Here is a 13769-nt window from a genome sequence, read left to right as displayed (position 1 = left end):
TAATCATACGGTTTTACAGTGGAAATTAAAATTCTTTAGATATAAAACGCAACCAATTGATGTAATGAATTTAGTTAGCTAAAACTAAATAAAATCAAAGGGAGGCGAGGTGATTTTTATGGACGTAGAAAAAATTATTAAAAAATATCCAATACTTTTAACTATTCCCCCTCACAGAAAAGAAGAAATAAAAAAATATTTTGATACTGCACCTGAGTGGCTTATGGATTTTTTGAGTGTAGAGATACTACCTCCAAAAACTGTATTTATTCGCAGCTTTGACAAAGCAGACATGATATATTATGTAGTTGATGGAATTTATAAGGCAATAGACTATCGTATGAATGGAGTTGAATATGTTTTTGCACAATTTTCTAAGACGTATTCTATGGGAGCGATGGAAGTTTTAATGGGGTATAGTGAATACCTTGCGACACTTCAGACCATAAATAGGTGTATAGCTATCAAGGTAAACAGACAAGAATTTGTAAAGTGGCTGGAAAGTGATAATTTGGCAATTTGGAATGAAGCAAAAATGATGGGAGAATATCTATTAAGACAAGGACTACTTGCTAGAGAATATTTATTTTTGCCAGCTCCGGAAAGAATGGCGAAAATTTTTATTCAAAAATATGAACAAGACTCAAAAGATGGTAAACTACTTATAAAACTTTCAAGGCAAGAGCTTAGTAACGAGGTAGGCTTTAGTACCAAAACTATTTCTAGAGTTATAAACCTTTTTCTTGAGGAAAATCTTATAAAAAAATACAAGCGAAATATACTTATAAATAGTGAGCAATATTTAAAATTGAAAGAAAAGGTTGAAAAGATTGTAAGCACGATGTGAAAATTTAATAAATTTATTTTATTAGCACGCTTTTAATTTGACAGCGTGCTTTTTTTATTAAATGCGTGCTAATTTATAAAAAAATTTAAAATATCAAAATCAGAGACATATGTCCTTGTTTTTAAATTTAAAAAATATTATATTTTTATCAGAAAATATGAAATCGCTTGCTGAATTATTTTTTCAGTGAAAATTTTGGTATTATATTAAAATATTTTATAGCATATTATTTTCAAAATAATAGCTTTAAAGCAAGGAGAGGTAATAATGGAACTCAAAGAAATTTTATCAAAGTGTGACCATACTCTATTGGAACAGACAGCTACATGGGAAGAAATAAAAAGTATATGTGATGATGGTATCAAGTATTCAACAGCAAGTGTATGTATACCTGCATCATTTGTAAAGCAAGCCAAACAATATGTAGAAGATAAACTTGCTATTTGCACAGTAATAGGTTTTCCAAACGGATACGATACTACAGCAGCTAAAGTATTTATGGCGAAAGACGCTGTTGAAAACGGTGCTGACGAAATTGACATGGTTATCAACATTGGCTGGGCAAAAGAGGGAAAGTGGAGTGAAATAACTTCTGAAATATCTGAAATTAAAAAGGCTTGTAATAATAAAATTTTAAAGGTCATAATTGAAGCTTGCCTTTTAACAAATGATGAAAAAATAAATTTGTGCAAATGTGTATCTAATTCAGGTGCTGATTACATAAAGACATCTACAGGATTTTCTAAAGGGGGAGCAACCTTTGAAGATGTTGAGCTTTTTGCCAAAAATATTGCTCCTCACGTTAAGATAAAAGCGGCTGGAGGCATATCAAGCTTAGAAGATGCGGAAAAATTTATATCTCTTGGTGCTGATAGACTGGGAACTTCTAGAATTGTTAAAATAGCTAAAGCTATGGAAAAAGGTCAAAAGCTTGAAAATGATAGAAGTTATTAAAAAAGGAGAAAAGATATGAAAAGAGTTTTTCTTTTTGTTTTAGACTCTTGTGGAGCTGGGCAAATGCCGGACTCAGAAAAATTTGGCGATGTCGGAGTAAATACACTTCGTTCATGTGCAAGCTGTCCAAAGCTTAATATACCAAATATGCGTGAGTATGGGCTAGGCAACATAGATGGTCTTGATTTTTTAGGAAAAGTAGATTTTCCAAAAGGTAGTTATGCAAAATTATCTGAATTATCTATGGGTAAAGATACTACCATTGGACATTGGGAGATTGCAGGAATAGTATCAGAAAATCCTCTGCCTACTTATCCAAATGGATTTCCAAAAGAAGTAATAGACGAATTTGAAAAATTAACTGGAAGAGGAGTGCTCTGCAATAAGCCTTATTCGGGTACTGAAGTTATAAAAGATTATGGCCAGGAGCAATTAGATACTGGCAAGTGGATTGTATATACCTCAGCAGACTCAGTTTTTCAGGTAGCTGCAAATGAAGAAAAAATTCCACTGGAAGAATTATATGACGCCTGTCATAAGGCACGCAAAATTTTAAAAGGGAAACATGGAGTTGGAAGAGTTATTGCACGTCCTTTTGTAGGAAATTCTAAAGATAATTTTAAACGCACCTCCAATAGACATGATTATTCACTTGAGCCACCGCAAAAAACTTTGTTGGATAAAGTAAAAGACAGCAAAATGGATTCTATAGCAGTAGGCAAAATCTATGATATTTTTGCAGGAATAGGAACTACTGAACACGTTCACAATACTTCTAACACAAATGGTTTACAGCACGCTATGCACTACGCTGACAAAGATTTTAACGGTTTGTGTTTTATAAACCTAGTAGATTTTGATATGCTGTATGGACACAGAAGAGATGTGGAGGGTTATGCTTTGGCATTAAATGAATTTGACACATTTTTGCCAAAATTTATGGATAAACTTAATGATGATGATGTTGTATTTATAACAGCAGACCATGGATGTGACCCAGCATACACTGCAACCACTGACCATACTAGGGAATATGTACCGCTGCTTGTAATGGGCAAAAAAATTAAGTCAGTGGATTTAGGAGTAAGAAAAGGATTTAACAATATTGCAGCAACAATAATAGATATGCTTGGAATAAATGATAAATGCGAAGGCGAAAGCTTTGCAAACGAAATTATAGCACAAGGCGGAGGAAATAAATGAAAGTAATATTAAATATTTTAGGCATATTGATAATATTGGCACTATGTTATATACTTTCTTGGAAAAGAAAAAATATTGATTGGAAGATGGTAGCTAAAGGATTGATAACTCAGTTTATCATAGCTATTATTTTAGTAAAAGTTCCTATAGGTAATAAGATTATATCAAAGCTATCTGACGGAGTTACAGCAGTAATTAATTGTGGAGCATCAGGATTATCTTTCGTATTTGGTGACCTTACAAATCCAAAGTTTGGATATTTTTTCATAGTCCAAGTGTTAGGCAACATTATATTTGTTTCAGCATTAGTTAGCTTACTTTACTATATTGGAGTATTAGGCTTTATAGTAAAATGGATAGGTAAAGCAGTCGGAAAATTAATGGGAACAACAGAAGTAGAAAGCTTTGTTGCTGTTGCGAATATGTTTCTTGGACAGACAGACAGCCCCATACTAGTGAGCAAATATTTAAAAAGTATGACTGATAGCGAAATCATGGTTGTATTAGTATCAGGTATGGGTAGTATGTCAGTATCAATACTAGGTGGATATAATGCACTGGGTATACCTATGGATTATCTTTTGATTGCAAGTGCATTAGTGCCGGTTGGAAGTATTATGCTTTCAAAGATGGTTTTACCACAAACACAAACCCCTCAGAGTATATCAGAAGTTAAAATGGATAATAAAGGGAATAACGCAAATGCTATAGATGCAATAGCTGAGGGAGCAGTCACAGGTATGCAAATGGTAATAGCGATTTCTGCATCACTTGTGGGTATAATAGGTATAGTAGCAGTTATAAATATGTTTTTAGGTAAAGTAGGCATTAGCCTTGAGCAAATATTCTCATATATTTTTGCTCCATTTGGTTATTTGATGGGATTAGAAGGACAAGAAATATTAATGGAGGGAAAACTACTTGGAAACAAATTGATTTTGAATGAATTTGTTGCTTTTGCAGAGCTTGGTCCTAAAATAGCAAGCCTTGATTACAGAACCGGTTTGATAAGTGCCATATCATTATGCGGCTTTGCAAATATTTCAAGCTTGGGCATTTGTGTTTCCGGTATAGCGGTACTTTGCCCTGAAAAAAGAGCAACCTTATCCCGTTTGGTTTTAAGAGCTATGCTGTCCGGTGTATTTGTAAGTATACTTAGTGCAATGATAGTAGGGTTTGTTACACTTTTTTAAAATAAGTTAATTATATAAGTCTATATTTTTTAAGCCAATATATATTGGTAAAATTAATTTAAATAAGGAGAGATTATCATGCAAGAAACAGAAAAACAATACCATATTCAGTGTGTGAAAGGCGATGTTGGACGTTATGTACTTTTGCCGGGAGACCCTGGACGATGTGAGGCTATTGCTAAACACTTTGATAATCCGGTTCATATAGGAATGAACAGAGAATACAATGTTTGGACAGGTACACTGCTAGGAGAAAAAGTCACAGTTTGTTCAACAGGTATAGGTGGACCATCAGCGTCAATTGCAATGGAAGAATTAGTTAAATGTGGTGCAGATACATTTGTTAGAGTTGGTACTTGCGGAGGAATAGATTTAGATGTAAAACCGGGAGACGTTGTAGTAGCGACTGGCTCTATTCGTTTTGAACATACCTCTATGGAATACGCTCCAATAGAATATCCGGCTGTACCAAATTTTGATATAACATTAGCATTAAAAACTGCAAGTGAAGAAATGGGTTATGATACTCATACAGGTGTGGTTCAATGTAAAGACGCTTTTTATGGACAGCACAGCCCTGAAAAATCTCCAGTATATTATGAACTATTAAATAAGTGGGAAAGCTGGAAACGTCTTGGAGTAAAAGCAAGTGAAATGGAATCATCTGCATTATTTGTAGTTGCCGATGCACTTCATGTACGTTGCGGCTCTTGTTTCCATGTAGTTTGGAATCAAGAACGTGAAAAGGCTGGAATGTTTATGCCTATGACAGAAGACACTTCAGGTGCAATAAAAGTAGGTATAGAAGCAATAAAAAAACTTATTGAGCAGGATAAAGCTAAGAAAAATAAATAAATTTATAAAAAAAGGACAGAAATTTTATATTTCTGCCCTTTTTTGAGTTTAGTAATACAGACTATAAAGATTTTCCTAAACGACGACCTTGAATAAATGATATGAACATAAAGATAAATATTGTGTCAAATATAAAATCCCACAAATAAGCTTCATCTGGATTTGATATTTTTATGTGGTTATTCGTTAATGATGTTAAGCCTTTTAAGTATATAAAATAGTAATGATACAGACACAGCTACAACCGATGCTAATACCATACCTTTAAGCTCAATAGACATGAATTTTACAGTCAGACCTGAAAGACCGGCTACGAAAACTATTGAAGTCAATACTAGGTTGCTTGATTTTGAATAATCAACTTTTTTTTCAACTAATAGCCTTATGCCTGATGTTCCTATCATACCATACAAAAGGAAAGTGACACCACCGATTACATCTCCGGGTAAACTCTTGATAAGCTGGGATAGAGGTCCGATAAAAGCCATCAGCATAGAAATGATTGCAGCACCACCTATTACTTGCACAGAATATACACCGGTTATTGCCATTACACCGATGTTTTCACCATAGGTAGTAGTTGGCACACCGCCTACAAGACCGGATAAAGCTGTTGAAAAGTTGTCAGCAAAAATTGACCTATGAAGACCAGGGTCTTTTAATAAATCTTTACCTACTATGTTTGAAGTGACAACTTGGTGACTTATATGCTCAGAAGTAAGGACAAGCATCACCGGTAGCATTGTTAAAGACGCATTTAATGAAAATTTTGCCATTTGAAAAGTTGGGATAGTAATTAACCCTTTAGACATAATGCCGGATAAATCCACCATGCCAAAACAAAATGCGGTGATATAACCTGTTATGATTGCGATTAAAATAGGAATGGCAGAAAAAAATCCCTTGAATGCGACAGAACCGATAACAGCCGTACCAAGAGTTACTAAAAATATTATGATGTCTTTGCTTGTAGCAGTGTCAGTCATAAGGTTAGCACCGATAGCTCCGCCATGAACTGTTGCTGCTGCCAATTCAAAGCCGATTAACGCTACGACAGCACCCATAGCAGCCGGGGGCAATACTATATCAATCCAGTCAGTGCCAAACTTGTAAATGACATAAGCAAGCACGCAGCCAAGTATCCCGGTTGTAACAAAAGCTCCTTGCGCAAATTCGAAACCTTGGTTCGCAATAATTATGGACGATGGTCCTAAAAAAGCGAAACTGGAACCTAAATACGCAGGAGCTTTTCCTTTAGTGATTAAAATAAATAACAAAGTGCCGATACCATTCATCAGCAATACGACACCCGGGTCAATATTAAAAATTAGGGGAACTAAAACTGACGCACCAAACATAGCAAATGTATGCTGTACGCTTAACGGCAATAGCAGTGAATTTGGAACCTTTTCTTGCACTTGATAAATTCTTTTTGACATATTATACAACCTCCTAACGGGGTATTATACCAAAAGAAAATGTGAATAGCAAGAATTATTTTTTAAATTGTTGATAACGCTATTGACATTAACTAACATAAGGTATATAATTTTGAGCAAGAAAGCGTTCTATGTTGTGGTAAGAATATTGATGTTTAATTTAGCAAAGGAACATACATTATGAAAAAATTTGTAAGTTTATTTTTAGCATTAACATTAGCTTGCACTTTAGCAACGATTCCATCTCTGGCTTCATCAAACAGACATGGTTATGATGGGTACATAGGAACGTATGATATGGATCCAAACGGTGAATGGGTTAAAGTAGGAGAACTTTCTCATAGTCAAGTCCAAGCCATAAAAACCACTGCCGAATTAATTTCTGCTGTTTCATACTTTATTCCAAAAAGTAAAATACCTGTGTTTTTGATGTATATATCAGTTTCAGCCTTATCGTCATCTGATAATGGTAACGGTGTTATAATTTATAGCTGGCAGTATCCGAATGGCTGTGATTTCTGCGGAAGCGGATATAGAGTTGAGGCTAGATAAATATGAACAAGATTCAAAATAGCAATAAAAATAAAGGCACTTTTGAAAAAAAGCTATTGATTCTTGTAAAGCTTGTACCTTTATTGGTTCTATTAGTTAAATATCTGGTACTTCACTTTAATGGTAAAAAAATTGGAATTGCTGGATTTTCGGGTTTTACTTATATGATAATATTTGTATTATTTGCTACATTATTTTTATACTCTTTGTTTCTATCACAAAAAATAAAAAATACGGATGAAGAAGATAGTGCAAAAACAAAAGATAGATTTAAAAGAGAATTATTTTCAAGTTTAGCTGTCTCCTTATTTATTTTAATTATTTAATGGTACAGTATAAAAATACGGGTTTATTTTCTAATGAAAACAGCTATCAAAAGCAAAATTAAATGAATTAGAAAAGCATCTAAAAATTTTTTAAAAATATGTAGCAATTTGATAATTATTTGTGATATAATGCGGATATAGATAATTAATTTATATAATTAATTCAGAGTGTAGACAGCAGTGATGCTGTCTTTTTTGTACTATTTTATTTGACGATAAATATTTTATACTTAACTCCGATTAAAATTGTACATAAAAATGCTTTCTTTGAATGTGTTTTCCTCGGAGCGCTTTTCGCCTATGGCGAGCGCTAGCAATCTCCTTCGTCAAACACATTCAAACGCATTTTTATCTATGCTTAATTGGATATTAGTATTAATATAGCTACTGTGTAGTTGGATATAGCTTAAAAAGCTTTATTAAAACTACAACAAATTTAGGTATAAAAAATAGTTGTTGACAATAAAAGTATATAGTGATATATTATGTGAAATTATTTAAAAATTAAATATAAGATATGAGATAGAGGTCGCGGTTTTTATTAGTAGGGCTTTTTCTGAAAGGAACAACCGCCGAAATGCTGTCTATGGCGTTGGGACTATGTTGAATAAGCATAGTACTGTCGAAAAAGAAAAATTTATGTCCTTTTCTTTTTTGAAGTGCTTCTCATATCTGGGCAAAGTTATTTCCATAGGCAACTTTGCATGCTTATGGTTTTTTTGTACCTATTTTTAGACAAAAAAGCCAAACCTGCTAACCATTTTAGGTAGATACTTACCAATATTATTGAAAAGGATTAAAAATGAACGCATCAAAATATTTAGTAGCAGATGGAAATAACGTATCCATTGGCTCAGTTTCGCTGGAAAGGCTTAAACAAGACTTTGGTACACCACTTTATGTGGTAGACGAACAGGACTTTATAGATAGGGCAAAGGTATTTAAAGACAATTTCAAATCAAGTAAATTTGAAACAAGGATATTATATGCCTCAAAAGCCTTTACCAATCTTTATATGGCAGGGCTTGTAGACAGCCTTGGACTTTACACAGATGTGGTAAGTGGAGGAGAAATATATATTTCATTAAAGGCTGGAGAAAAAGCTAAAAATCTGTATTTTCACGGCAATAATAAATTGAGAAGTGAATTAGAGCAAGCAGTAGACGCAGATTTAGGCACAATAGTAATAGACAACGAAAGCGAATACGAGCTGTTAGATAAAATTTTAAAAGAAAAAAATAAAGTGCAAGCCTGCCTTTTAAGGATAAATCCGTCAATAGATGCTCACACTCACAAATACATACAAACCGGCGGAGACGACTCAAAATTTGGTATGAGTGTCCATCTTGATGAAACAAAAGAATTAATTAAAAAATTGTCGAAAAACGAAAAAATTGATTTTAAGGGATTTCACTGTCATATAGGCTCACAAATTCACGATGAAAAATTCTTTTTCTTTGAAGTAGAAGTGATGCTTAAATATGCTAAGGATATTGAAAATAATTTAAATATAAAAATTAGAGAAATGAATTTTGGCGGAGGCTTTGGAGTTTATTATACCAGTGAGGACAAACCTTTTGACCTAGAAACATTTTTACAAAGATATGCTGAAAAAATAGAAGAAAAGCTTTTAAACTTAGATATGAATTTAGAAACTGTAAGCATAGAACCGGGGAGAAGCCTGATAAATCAATCAATCACTATGCTGTATGAGGTTGGAGTCATTAAGACTACCTCAACAGGTTTAAATTATATCTTTGTAGATGGAGGCATGACGGACAACATCAGACCGGCACTTTATGGGGCAAAATATGAGGCTTTTATAGCAAACAAAATCAGTGAAGAGCCAACAACAAAATATACAATCGCAGGCAAATGTTGTGAATCAGGAGATATTTTAGTAAAAGATGAAATGCTGCCAAAGGCAAGTGCAGGAGATTTACTAATGATACCAAATGCAGGGGCATACACTTATGCTATGGCATCTAATTACAACAAGCTCAGCAAACCGGCAGTTGTTTTTGTAAAAAATGCAAAGGCAAAGTTGGCTGTAAGAAGACAGAGCTTTGAAGACTTGGTTTCAAATGACGAGGTGTATAAAAATGAATAGATTGGTAATTAAATTTGGAGGCTCTAGCGTTGCGACTATTGATAAAATAAAAGCTGTAGCAAAAGTCATAATTGACAGAAAAAAAGACTACGAACAGATAGTCGTAGTTGTATCGGCTATGGGCAAAACTACAAACGGACTAATTCAAATGGCAAATGATTTGTCAGCTTACCCAGCAGAAAGAGAAATGGATATGCTCCTTGCCACAGGAGAGATGGTATCCGCATCGCTACTTAGCATATATTTGCAGTCCATAGGAGAAAAATCAGTAGCCTTAACAGGATTTCAGGCAGGCTTTGAGACAATCGGCTCTCACCAAGTTTCAAAGATTAGTAACGTTATAACTGATAGACTTATAAAAGAATTGAACGATGGGAAAATAGTAGTAGTCACAGGTTTTCAAGGCATGAATGAAAATGGAGATTTCACCACACTTGGCAGAGGAGGTTCAGACACATCAGCAGTTGCAATAGCAGCTGTATTAAAAGCTAGATGTGAAATTTTAACAGATGTAAACGGAATTTACACAGTTGACCCAAGAATAAGAAAAACTGCCAAAAAGATAGATTATATTTCATATCAAGAAACTATGGAGATGGCAAACCTTGGAGCAAAGGTAATCGAACCAAGGAGTGTTGAGATGGCTCTAAGGTATGACGTGCCGTTATTTATAGGGCTTAACACAGGCGATTTAAATGGGACAAATATTATCAAGGAGGAAGATATAGTGGAGCAAAATATTATTACAAATATTTCAAACAAGAATGATGTTTTATTGGTAAAGATATTTAAAAAGGGTAGCAATGAATTTGGAATATCAGAGGCTCTAAAACAACTTGCTCAAAATGATATTAATATAGATATGATAAACAGGATAGTGGAGGAAAATGAAGTCAGCTATAAAATTACAACCAATTTAGTTTCTAAAAATAAGACAAAACAAGTTTTAGATGAAATGGGACTTGATTGTGAATTTAAAGAAAATCTGAGCAAGGTTTCAATAATCGGCTCAGCTATGAGAAATCAAGTAGGTGTTGCAGCTAGAGCATTTGACATTTTATCAAAGGAAAGTGTGCCATTTTATGAAGTGTCCACATCAGAGATAAGCATTTCATATTTAGTCGATGAGAGCAAATCAAATAAATTAGTAAATGCCTTTGCAGATGAATTTAATTTATAAATATAGGAGGAAACCATGATATTTAGAGGTAGTGCAGTAGCGTTAATCACACCATTTTTTGAGGACGGCACAGTAGATTTTGAGTCACTTGGAAAATTAATACAGTATCATTTGCAAAACAAGACAGATGCCATAGTTGCCATTGGCACGACTGGTGAGGCAATTACTATGACAGAAGAAGAAAGACTGGCTGTAATAAAATTTTGCGTAGAAAAAATAAACCACAAAATCCCACTTATAGCCGGCGTAGGTAACAATGACACAGGAGAATCTGCCGACTTTGCGAAAAAAGCCTCAGCTTTAAACCCTGATGCAATACTTGTAATCACTCCTTATTATAATAAATGTAACCAAGAGGGTTTATACAGACATTTTAAAACCATAGCAGAGGCATCCACAGTACCTGTAATTTTATATACAGTGCCATCAAGAACTACAGTGGAAATTCAGCCACAAACCTTGAAAAGATTAGCAGAAATAAAAAATATTGTCGGCATAAAAGATGCGACAGGCAATCTTGGTTACACAGCAAAAATTAAAAATATTTTGCCGGATGATTTTGCAATATATTGTGGAAATGATGATGTGACAGTGCCTATGCTTTCTATGGGAGCAGACGGAGTTATATCAGTTTCTGCAAATATTTTACCAAATGAAACACATGAAATGTGTCAGGCATTTTTTGATGGAGATATAGAAAAATCAAGACAAATGCAGTTAAAATACCTTGATATGATAAATTCACTTTTTGCACAGACAAATCCAATCCCTGTAAAAGCAGCCATTAATCTAATGGGAATGAACGGAGGCTATTATAGACTACCCCTTTGTGAGCCAAGTGATGAGACAATGGAGCTGTTAAAGAAAAATATGAAAAATTTGGGTTTAATTTAGGAGAAAAAATGAAAATTTTACTTTCAGGTGCTGGAGGACAAATGGGAATAACCTTAGCCGGCATAATAAAAAATAAAGAAGGTATGGAAGTAGTAGCTGGAGTATCAGATAGACCGGTAAAAGCAGACTTTACAGTATATTCCAGTTTTAAAGATGTAAAAGAAAAAGCTGACGCTGTAATAGATTTTTCTTCACCAGTAGTCTTAGAGCAATTATTGGATTATTGCATAAAAAATAATACACCTGCTGTTGTTTGCACTACAGGATATTCCAAGGAGCAGGAGCAAAAAATAAAGGACATTTCCAAAAACATACCTATAGTTTACTCAGGCAATATGAGCTTAGGCATAAATGTGATGGAATATGTGGTAGAGCAGATGGCTAAGATGCTTGCTGATTTTGATATAGAAATAGTTGAAAAACATCATAATTTAAAAAAAGATGCACCATCAGGCACAGCAAAAATGCTTTTTGACTCAGCGAATAATGGCAGAAAAAACTCCCTTACAAGATTAGATGGCAGAGCCGGCTTTTATGACAATAGAAATAAAAATGAAGTCGGCATTTCTGCCATAAGAGGGGGAAATATAGTAGGCGAGCACACTGTAATCTTTGCAGGAGATGATGAAGTGCTTGAAATCACACATAGAGCCTCATCAAAAAAAATATTTGCAAACGGAGCAATAAAAGCAGCACTATTTTTACAAGAAAAAGAAAATGGACTTTACAATATGAATGACTGTTTAAATATGTAATAAAAGGGAGACACTATGGAAAAGATTAATGTAGCGATATTAGGATATGGTAACCTAGGCAAAGGCGTAGAGACTGGACTTAAAAATGCTGAAGATATGAACCTTGTAGGAGTTTTTACTAGAAGAGACCCAAGTACAGTAAAAAGTGAGACAAAAGCATATCACATAGATGAATTAGCAAATTTCAAAGATAAAATAGATGTTTTAATTATGTGTGGAGGCTCAAAATCTGATATACCCGAGCAAGGACCTATAATGGCAAAAGACTTTAATACAGTTGACAGCTTTGACACCCACGCAAAAGTACCGGCATATTTTGACAAAATGAATGAAATTTCTTTACAAAATAAAAAAGTATCAATAATTTCCACAGGCTGGGACCCGGGACTATTCTCAATCAATAGAGTTTTAGCACAAGCTGTACTTCCTCAAGGTGAAACCTACACGTTTTGGGGTAAAGGTGTAAGCCAAGGACACTCTGACGCAGTAAGAAGAATTAAAGGAGTAAAAGATGCAAAGCAGTATACAATCCCTAACACTGAGCTGGTTGAGCAAATAAAAAATAAAAATCATGTTGAATATCAAAACAACACCGCTCATAAAAGAGAAGTATTTGTCGTATTAGAAAATGGATCAGACCAAAATGAAATAGAAAGGCAAATAAAAACTATGCCGGATTACTTCGCAGACTACGAAACAACAGTACATTTCATTGATGAACAGACCATGATAAAAGACCATAGCGGCATACCTCATGGCGGAGAAGTGCTACGACTTGGACAAACAGGTAATGAGGGAAAGAGCCTATACGGATTTTCACTGGACTTGACAAGCAATCCTGAATTTACAGCCTCAGTAAATATCGCCTTTGCAAGAGCAGCATATAAATTGTCAAAAGCAAATCAGTATGGTGCAAAGACAGTGCTTGATATCCCAATAGCTATGTTAAGCAAGCACGATGGAGAATATCTAAGAGCACATATGTTATAAAAAATAATTGTATCCACAATATATACAAATTTCATTTGAGAAAACAAATTTCTAATTTAGAAATTTGATAACTTTAAACCCTTGTATTCATTATAAATACAAGGGTTTAAAAATATATTAACATATTTTTCAAAAATGACATAATCAATTGAATTTATAAATTTCACAATTAATATTTTAAAGGAGAACACTTTATTGAAAAAGAAAACTTTAGCTTTAACCTTGGCATTTGCCACAATTTTCACAGGACTTTCCTTTGCACAAGGAGAAACTAAAAGTAAAAACCAGCTTGCACTGAAAGAAAAGACAATTTTGTCACAGCCAATTGAAGAAAAAGGTGGAGCAAGAGCCACCGATTTTGCAGGAGACCATAAGGACTGTCCATATTATAAGACGCCGGATTTTTATAATATGAAATCCTCTGATACTTTAACAATACTTCCAAAATTCAAGACATATCAGTAATCAACT

14 protein-coding genes and 1 riboswitch are annotated in these 13769 nt (G+C 34.0%); of the genes, 13 read left to right on the top strand and 1 reads right to left on the bottom strand.

Annotation, left to right across the window (positions count from 1 at the left end; genetic code table 11):
• Window positions 1-118: 118 nt before the first annotated feature.
• From BBG48_RS00570 to udp, 5 genes are all read left to right on the top strand, one after another.
• Window positions 119-847 carry a Crp/Fnr family transcriptional regulator gene (locus tag BBG48_RS00570; RefSeq protein ID WP_068911605.1) on the top strand — a complete coding sequence of 243 codons (729 nt, stop codon included), beginning with the start codon at window positions 119-121 and terminating at the stop codon, window positions 845-847.
• Between the two features lie 267 nt (window positions 848-1114).
• Entirely contained in the window at window positions 1115-1801 is a 687-nt protein-coding gene (deoC, locus tag BBG48_RS00565; RefSeq protein ID WP_068911603.1) for a deoxyribose-phosphate aldolase, read from the top strand.
• 15 nt (window positions 1802-1816) lie between these two features.
• The gene (locus BBG48_RS00560) at window positions 1817-3004 is read left to right on the top strand and encodes a phosphopentomutase (protein ID WP_068911602.1); all 1188 of its coding nucleotides are present in this window, start codon (window positions 1817-1819) and stop codon (window positions 3002-3004) included.
• Entirely contained in the window at window positions 3001-4197 is a 1197-nt protein-coding gene (locus BBG48_RS00555) for a NupC/NupG family nucleoside CNT transporter (protein ID WP_068911600.1), read from the top strand. Before BBG48_RS00560 ends, BBG48_RS00555 begins: the two co-directional genes overlap by 4 nt.
• Window positions 4198-4275: 78 nt before the next feature.
• Window positions 4276-5052 carry a uridine phosphorylase gene (gene udp / locus BBG48_RS00550; RefSeq protein ID WP_068911598.1) on the top strand — a complete coding sequence of 259 codons (777 nt, stop codon included), beginning with the start codon at window positions 4276-4278 and terminating at the stop codon, window positions 5050-5052.
• A gap of 179 nt (window positions 5053-5231) precedes the next feature.
• Here the strand turns inward: udp and uraA are convergent, their stop codons facing one another.
• Window positions 5232-6491 (bottom strand): uracil permease, encoded by a 1260-nt coding sequence (gene uraA / locus BBG48_RS00545; RefSeq protein ID WP_068911596.1) that lies wholly within the window; start codon window positions 6489-6491, stop codon window positions 5232-5234.
• A 180-nt stretch (window positions 6492-6671) separates the two neighbouring features.
• Here uraA and BBG48_RS00540 point away from each other — a divergent pair, with 180 nt between their 5' ends.
• From BBG48_RS00540 to BBG48_RS00505, 8 genes are all read left to right on the top strand, one after another.
• Complete coding sequence (locus BBG48_RS00540; RefSeq protein WP_068911595.1) at window positions 6672-7043, top strand: hypothetical protein; 372 nt, start codon at window positions 6672-6674, stop codon at window positions 7041-7043.
• 2 nt (window positions 7044-7045) lie between these two features.
• Window positions 7046-7369 carry a hypothetical protein gene (locus BBG48_RS00535; protein ID WP_068911593.1) on the top strand — a complete coding sequence of 108 codons (324 nt, stop codon included), beginning with the start codon at window positions 7046-7048 and terminating at the stop codon, window positions 7367-7369.
• 515 nt (window positions 7370-7884) lie between these two features.
• A riboswitch (Lysine riboswitch) is annotated at window positions 7885-8041 on the top strand.
• Window positions 8042-8171: 130 nt separating this feature from the next.
• A complete protein-coding gene (lysA, locus tag BBG48_RS00530) occupies window positions 8172-9479 on the top strand; it encodes a diaminopimelate decarboxylase (RefSeq protein ID WP_068911592.1) in 1308 nt (435 codons plus the stop codon).
• A complete protein-coding gene (locus tag BBG48_RS00525) occupies window positions 9472-10659 on the top strand; it encodes an aspartate kinase (protein WP_068911591.1) in 1188 nt (395 codons plus the stop codon). The genes lysA and BBG48_RS00525 overlap by 8 nt, the downstream gene beginning before the upstream one ends.
• A 15-nt stretch (window positions 10660-10674) precedes the next feature.
• Window positions 10675-11553: a 4-hydroxy-tetrahydrodipicolinate synthase gene (gene dapA, locus BBG48_RS00520; protein WP_094754330.1), complete on the top strand. Its 879-nt coding sequence runs from the start codon at window positions 10675-10677 to the stop codon at window positions 11551-11553.
• Window positions 11554-11561: 8 nt separating this feature from the next.
• Entirely contained in the window at window positions 11562-12308 is a 747-nt protein-coding gene (gene dapB / locus BBG48_RS00515; protein ID WP_068911590.1) for a 4-hydroxy-tetrahydrodipicolinate reductase, read from the top strand.
• 15 nt (window positions 12309-12323) lie between these two features.
• Entirely contained in the window at window positions 12324-13298 is a 975-nt protein-coding gene (locus tag BBG48_RS00510) for a diaminopimelate dehydrogenase (protein WP_068911589.1), read from the top strand.
• A gap of 195 nt (window positions 13299-13493) precedes the next feature.
• Window positions 13494-13763 (top strand): hypothetical protein, encoded by a 270-nt coding sequence (locus tag BBG48_RS00505; RefSeq protein WP_068911588.1) that lies wholly within the window; start codon window positions 13494-13496, stop codon window positions 13761-13763.
• The last annotated feature ends 6 nt before the right edge of the window (window positions 13764-13769 follow it).

The sequence above is a fragment of the Criibacterium bergeronii genome (genome assembly GCF_001693775.2).
Classification (GTDB): domain Bacteria; phylum Bacillota; class Clostridia; order Peptostreptococcales; family Filifactoraceae; genus Peptoanaerobacter; species Peptoanaerobacter bergeronii.
This window is presented reverse-complemented; position numbering and strand designations above follow the sequence as displayed.

Bases quoted from the DNA above. Each gene is read 5' to 3' on its own strand.
- dapB (WP_068911590.1), top strand. From the start codon at position 11,562: ATGAAAATTTTACTTTCAGGTGCTGGAGGACAAATGGGAATAACCTTA.
- lysA (WP_068911592.1), top strand. From the start codon at position 8,172: ATGAACGCATCAAAATATTTAGTAGCAGATGGAAATAACGTATCCATT.
- BBG48_RS00555 (WP_068911600.1), top strand. From the start codon at position 3,001: ATGAAAGTAATATTAAATATTTTAGGCATATTGATAATATTGGCACTA.
- dapA (WP_094754330.1), top strand. From the start codon at position 10,675: ATGATATTTAGAGGTAGTGCAGTAGCGTTAATCACACCATTTTTTGAG.
- BBG48_RS00510 (WP_068911589.1), top strand. From the start codon at position 12,324: ATGGAAAAGATTAATGTAGCGATATTAGGATATGGTAACCTAGGCAAA.
- BBG48_RS00535 (WP_068911593.1), top strand. From the start codon at position 7,046: ATGAACAAGATTCAAAATAGCAATAAAAATAAAGGCACTTTTGAAAAA.
- BBG48_RS00525 (WP_068911591.1), top strand. From the start codon at position 9,472: ATGAATAGATTGGTAATTAAATTTGGAGGCTCTAGCGTTGCGACTATT.
- BBG48_RS00570 (WP_068911605.1), top strand. From the start codon at position 119: ATGGACGTAGAAAAAATTATTAAAAAATATCCAATACTTTTAACTATT.
- uraA (WP_068911596.1), bottom strand. From the start codon at position 6,491: ATGTCAAAAAGAATTTATCAAGTGCAAGAAAAGGTTCCAAATTCACTG.
- BBG48_RS00560 (WP_068911602.1), top strand. From the start codon at position 1,817: ATGAAAAGAGTTTTTCTTTTTGTTTTAGACTCTTGTGGAGCTGGGCAA.
- udp (WP_068911598.1), top strand. From the start codon at position 4,276: ATGCAAGAAACAGAAAAACAATACCATATTCAGTGTGTGAAAGGCGAT.
- deoC (WP_068911603.1), top strand. From the start codon at position 1,115: ATGGAACTCAAAGAAATTTTATCAAAGTGTGACCATACTCTATTGGAA.
- BBG48_RS00540 (WP_068911595.1), top strand. From the start codon at position 6,672: ATGAAAAAATTTGTAAGTTTATTTTTAGCATTAACATTAGCTTGCACT.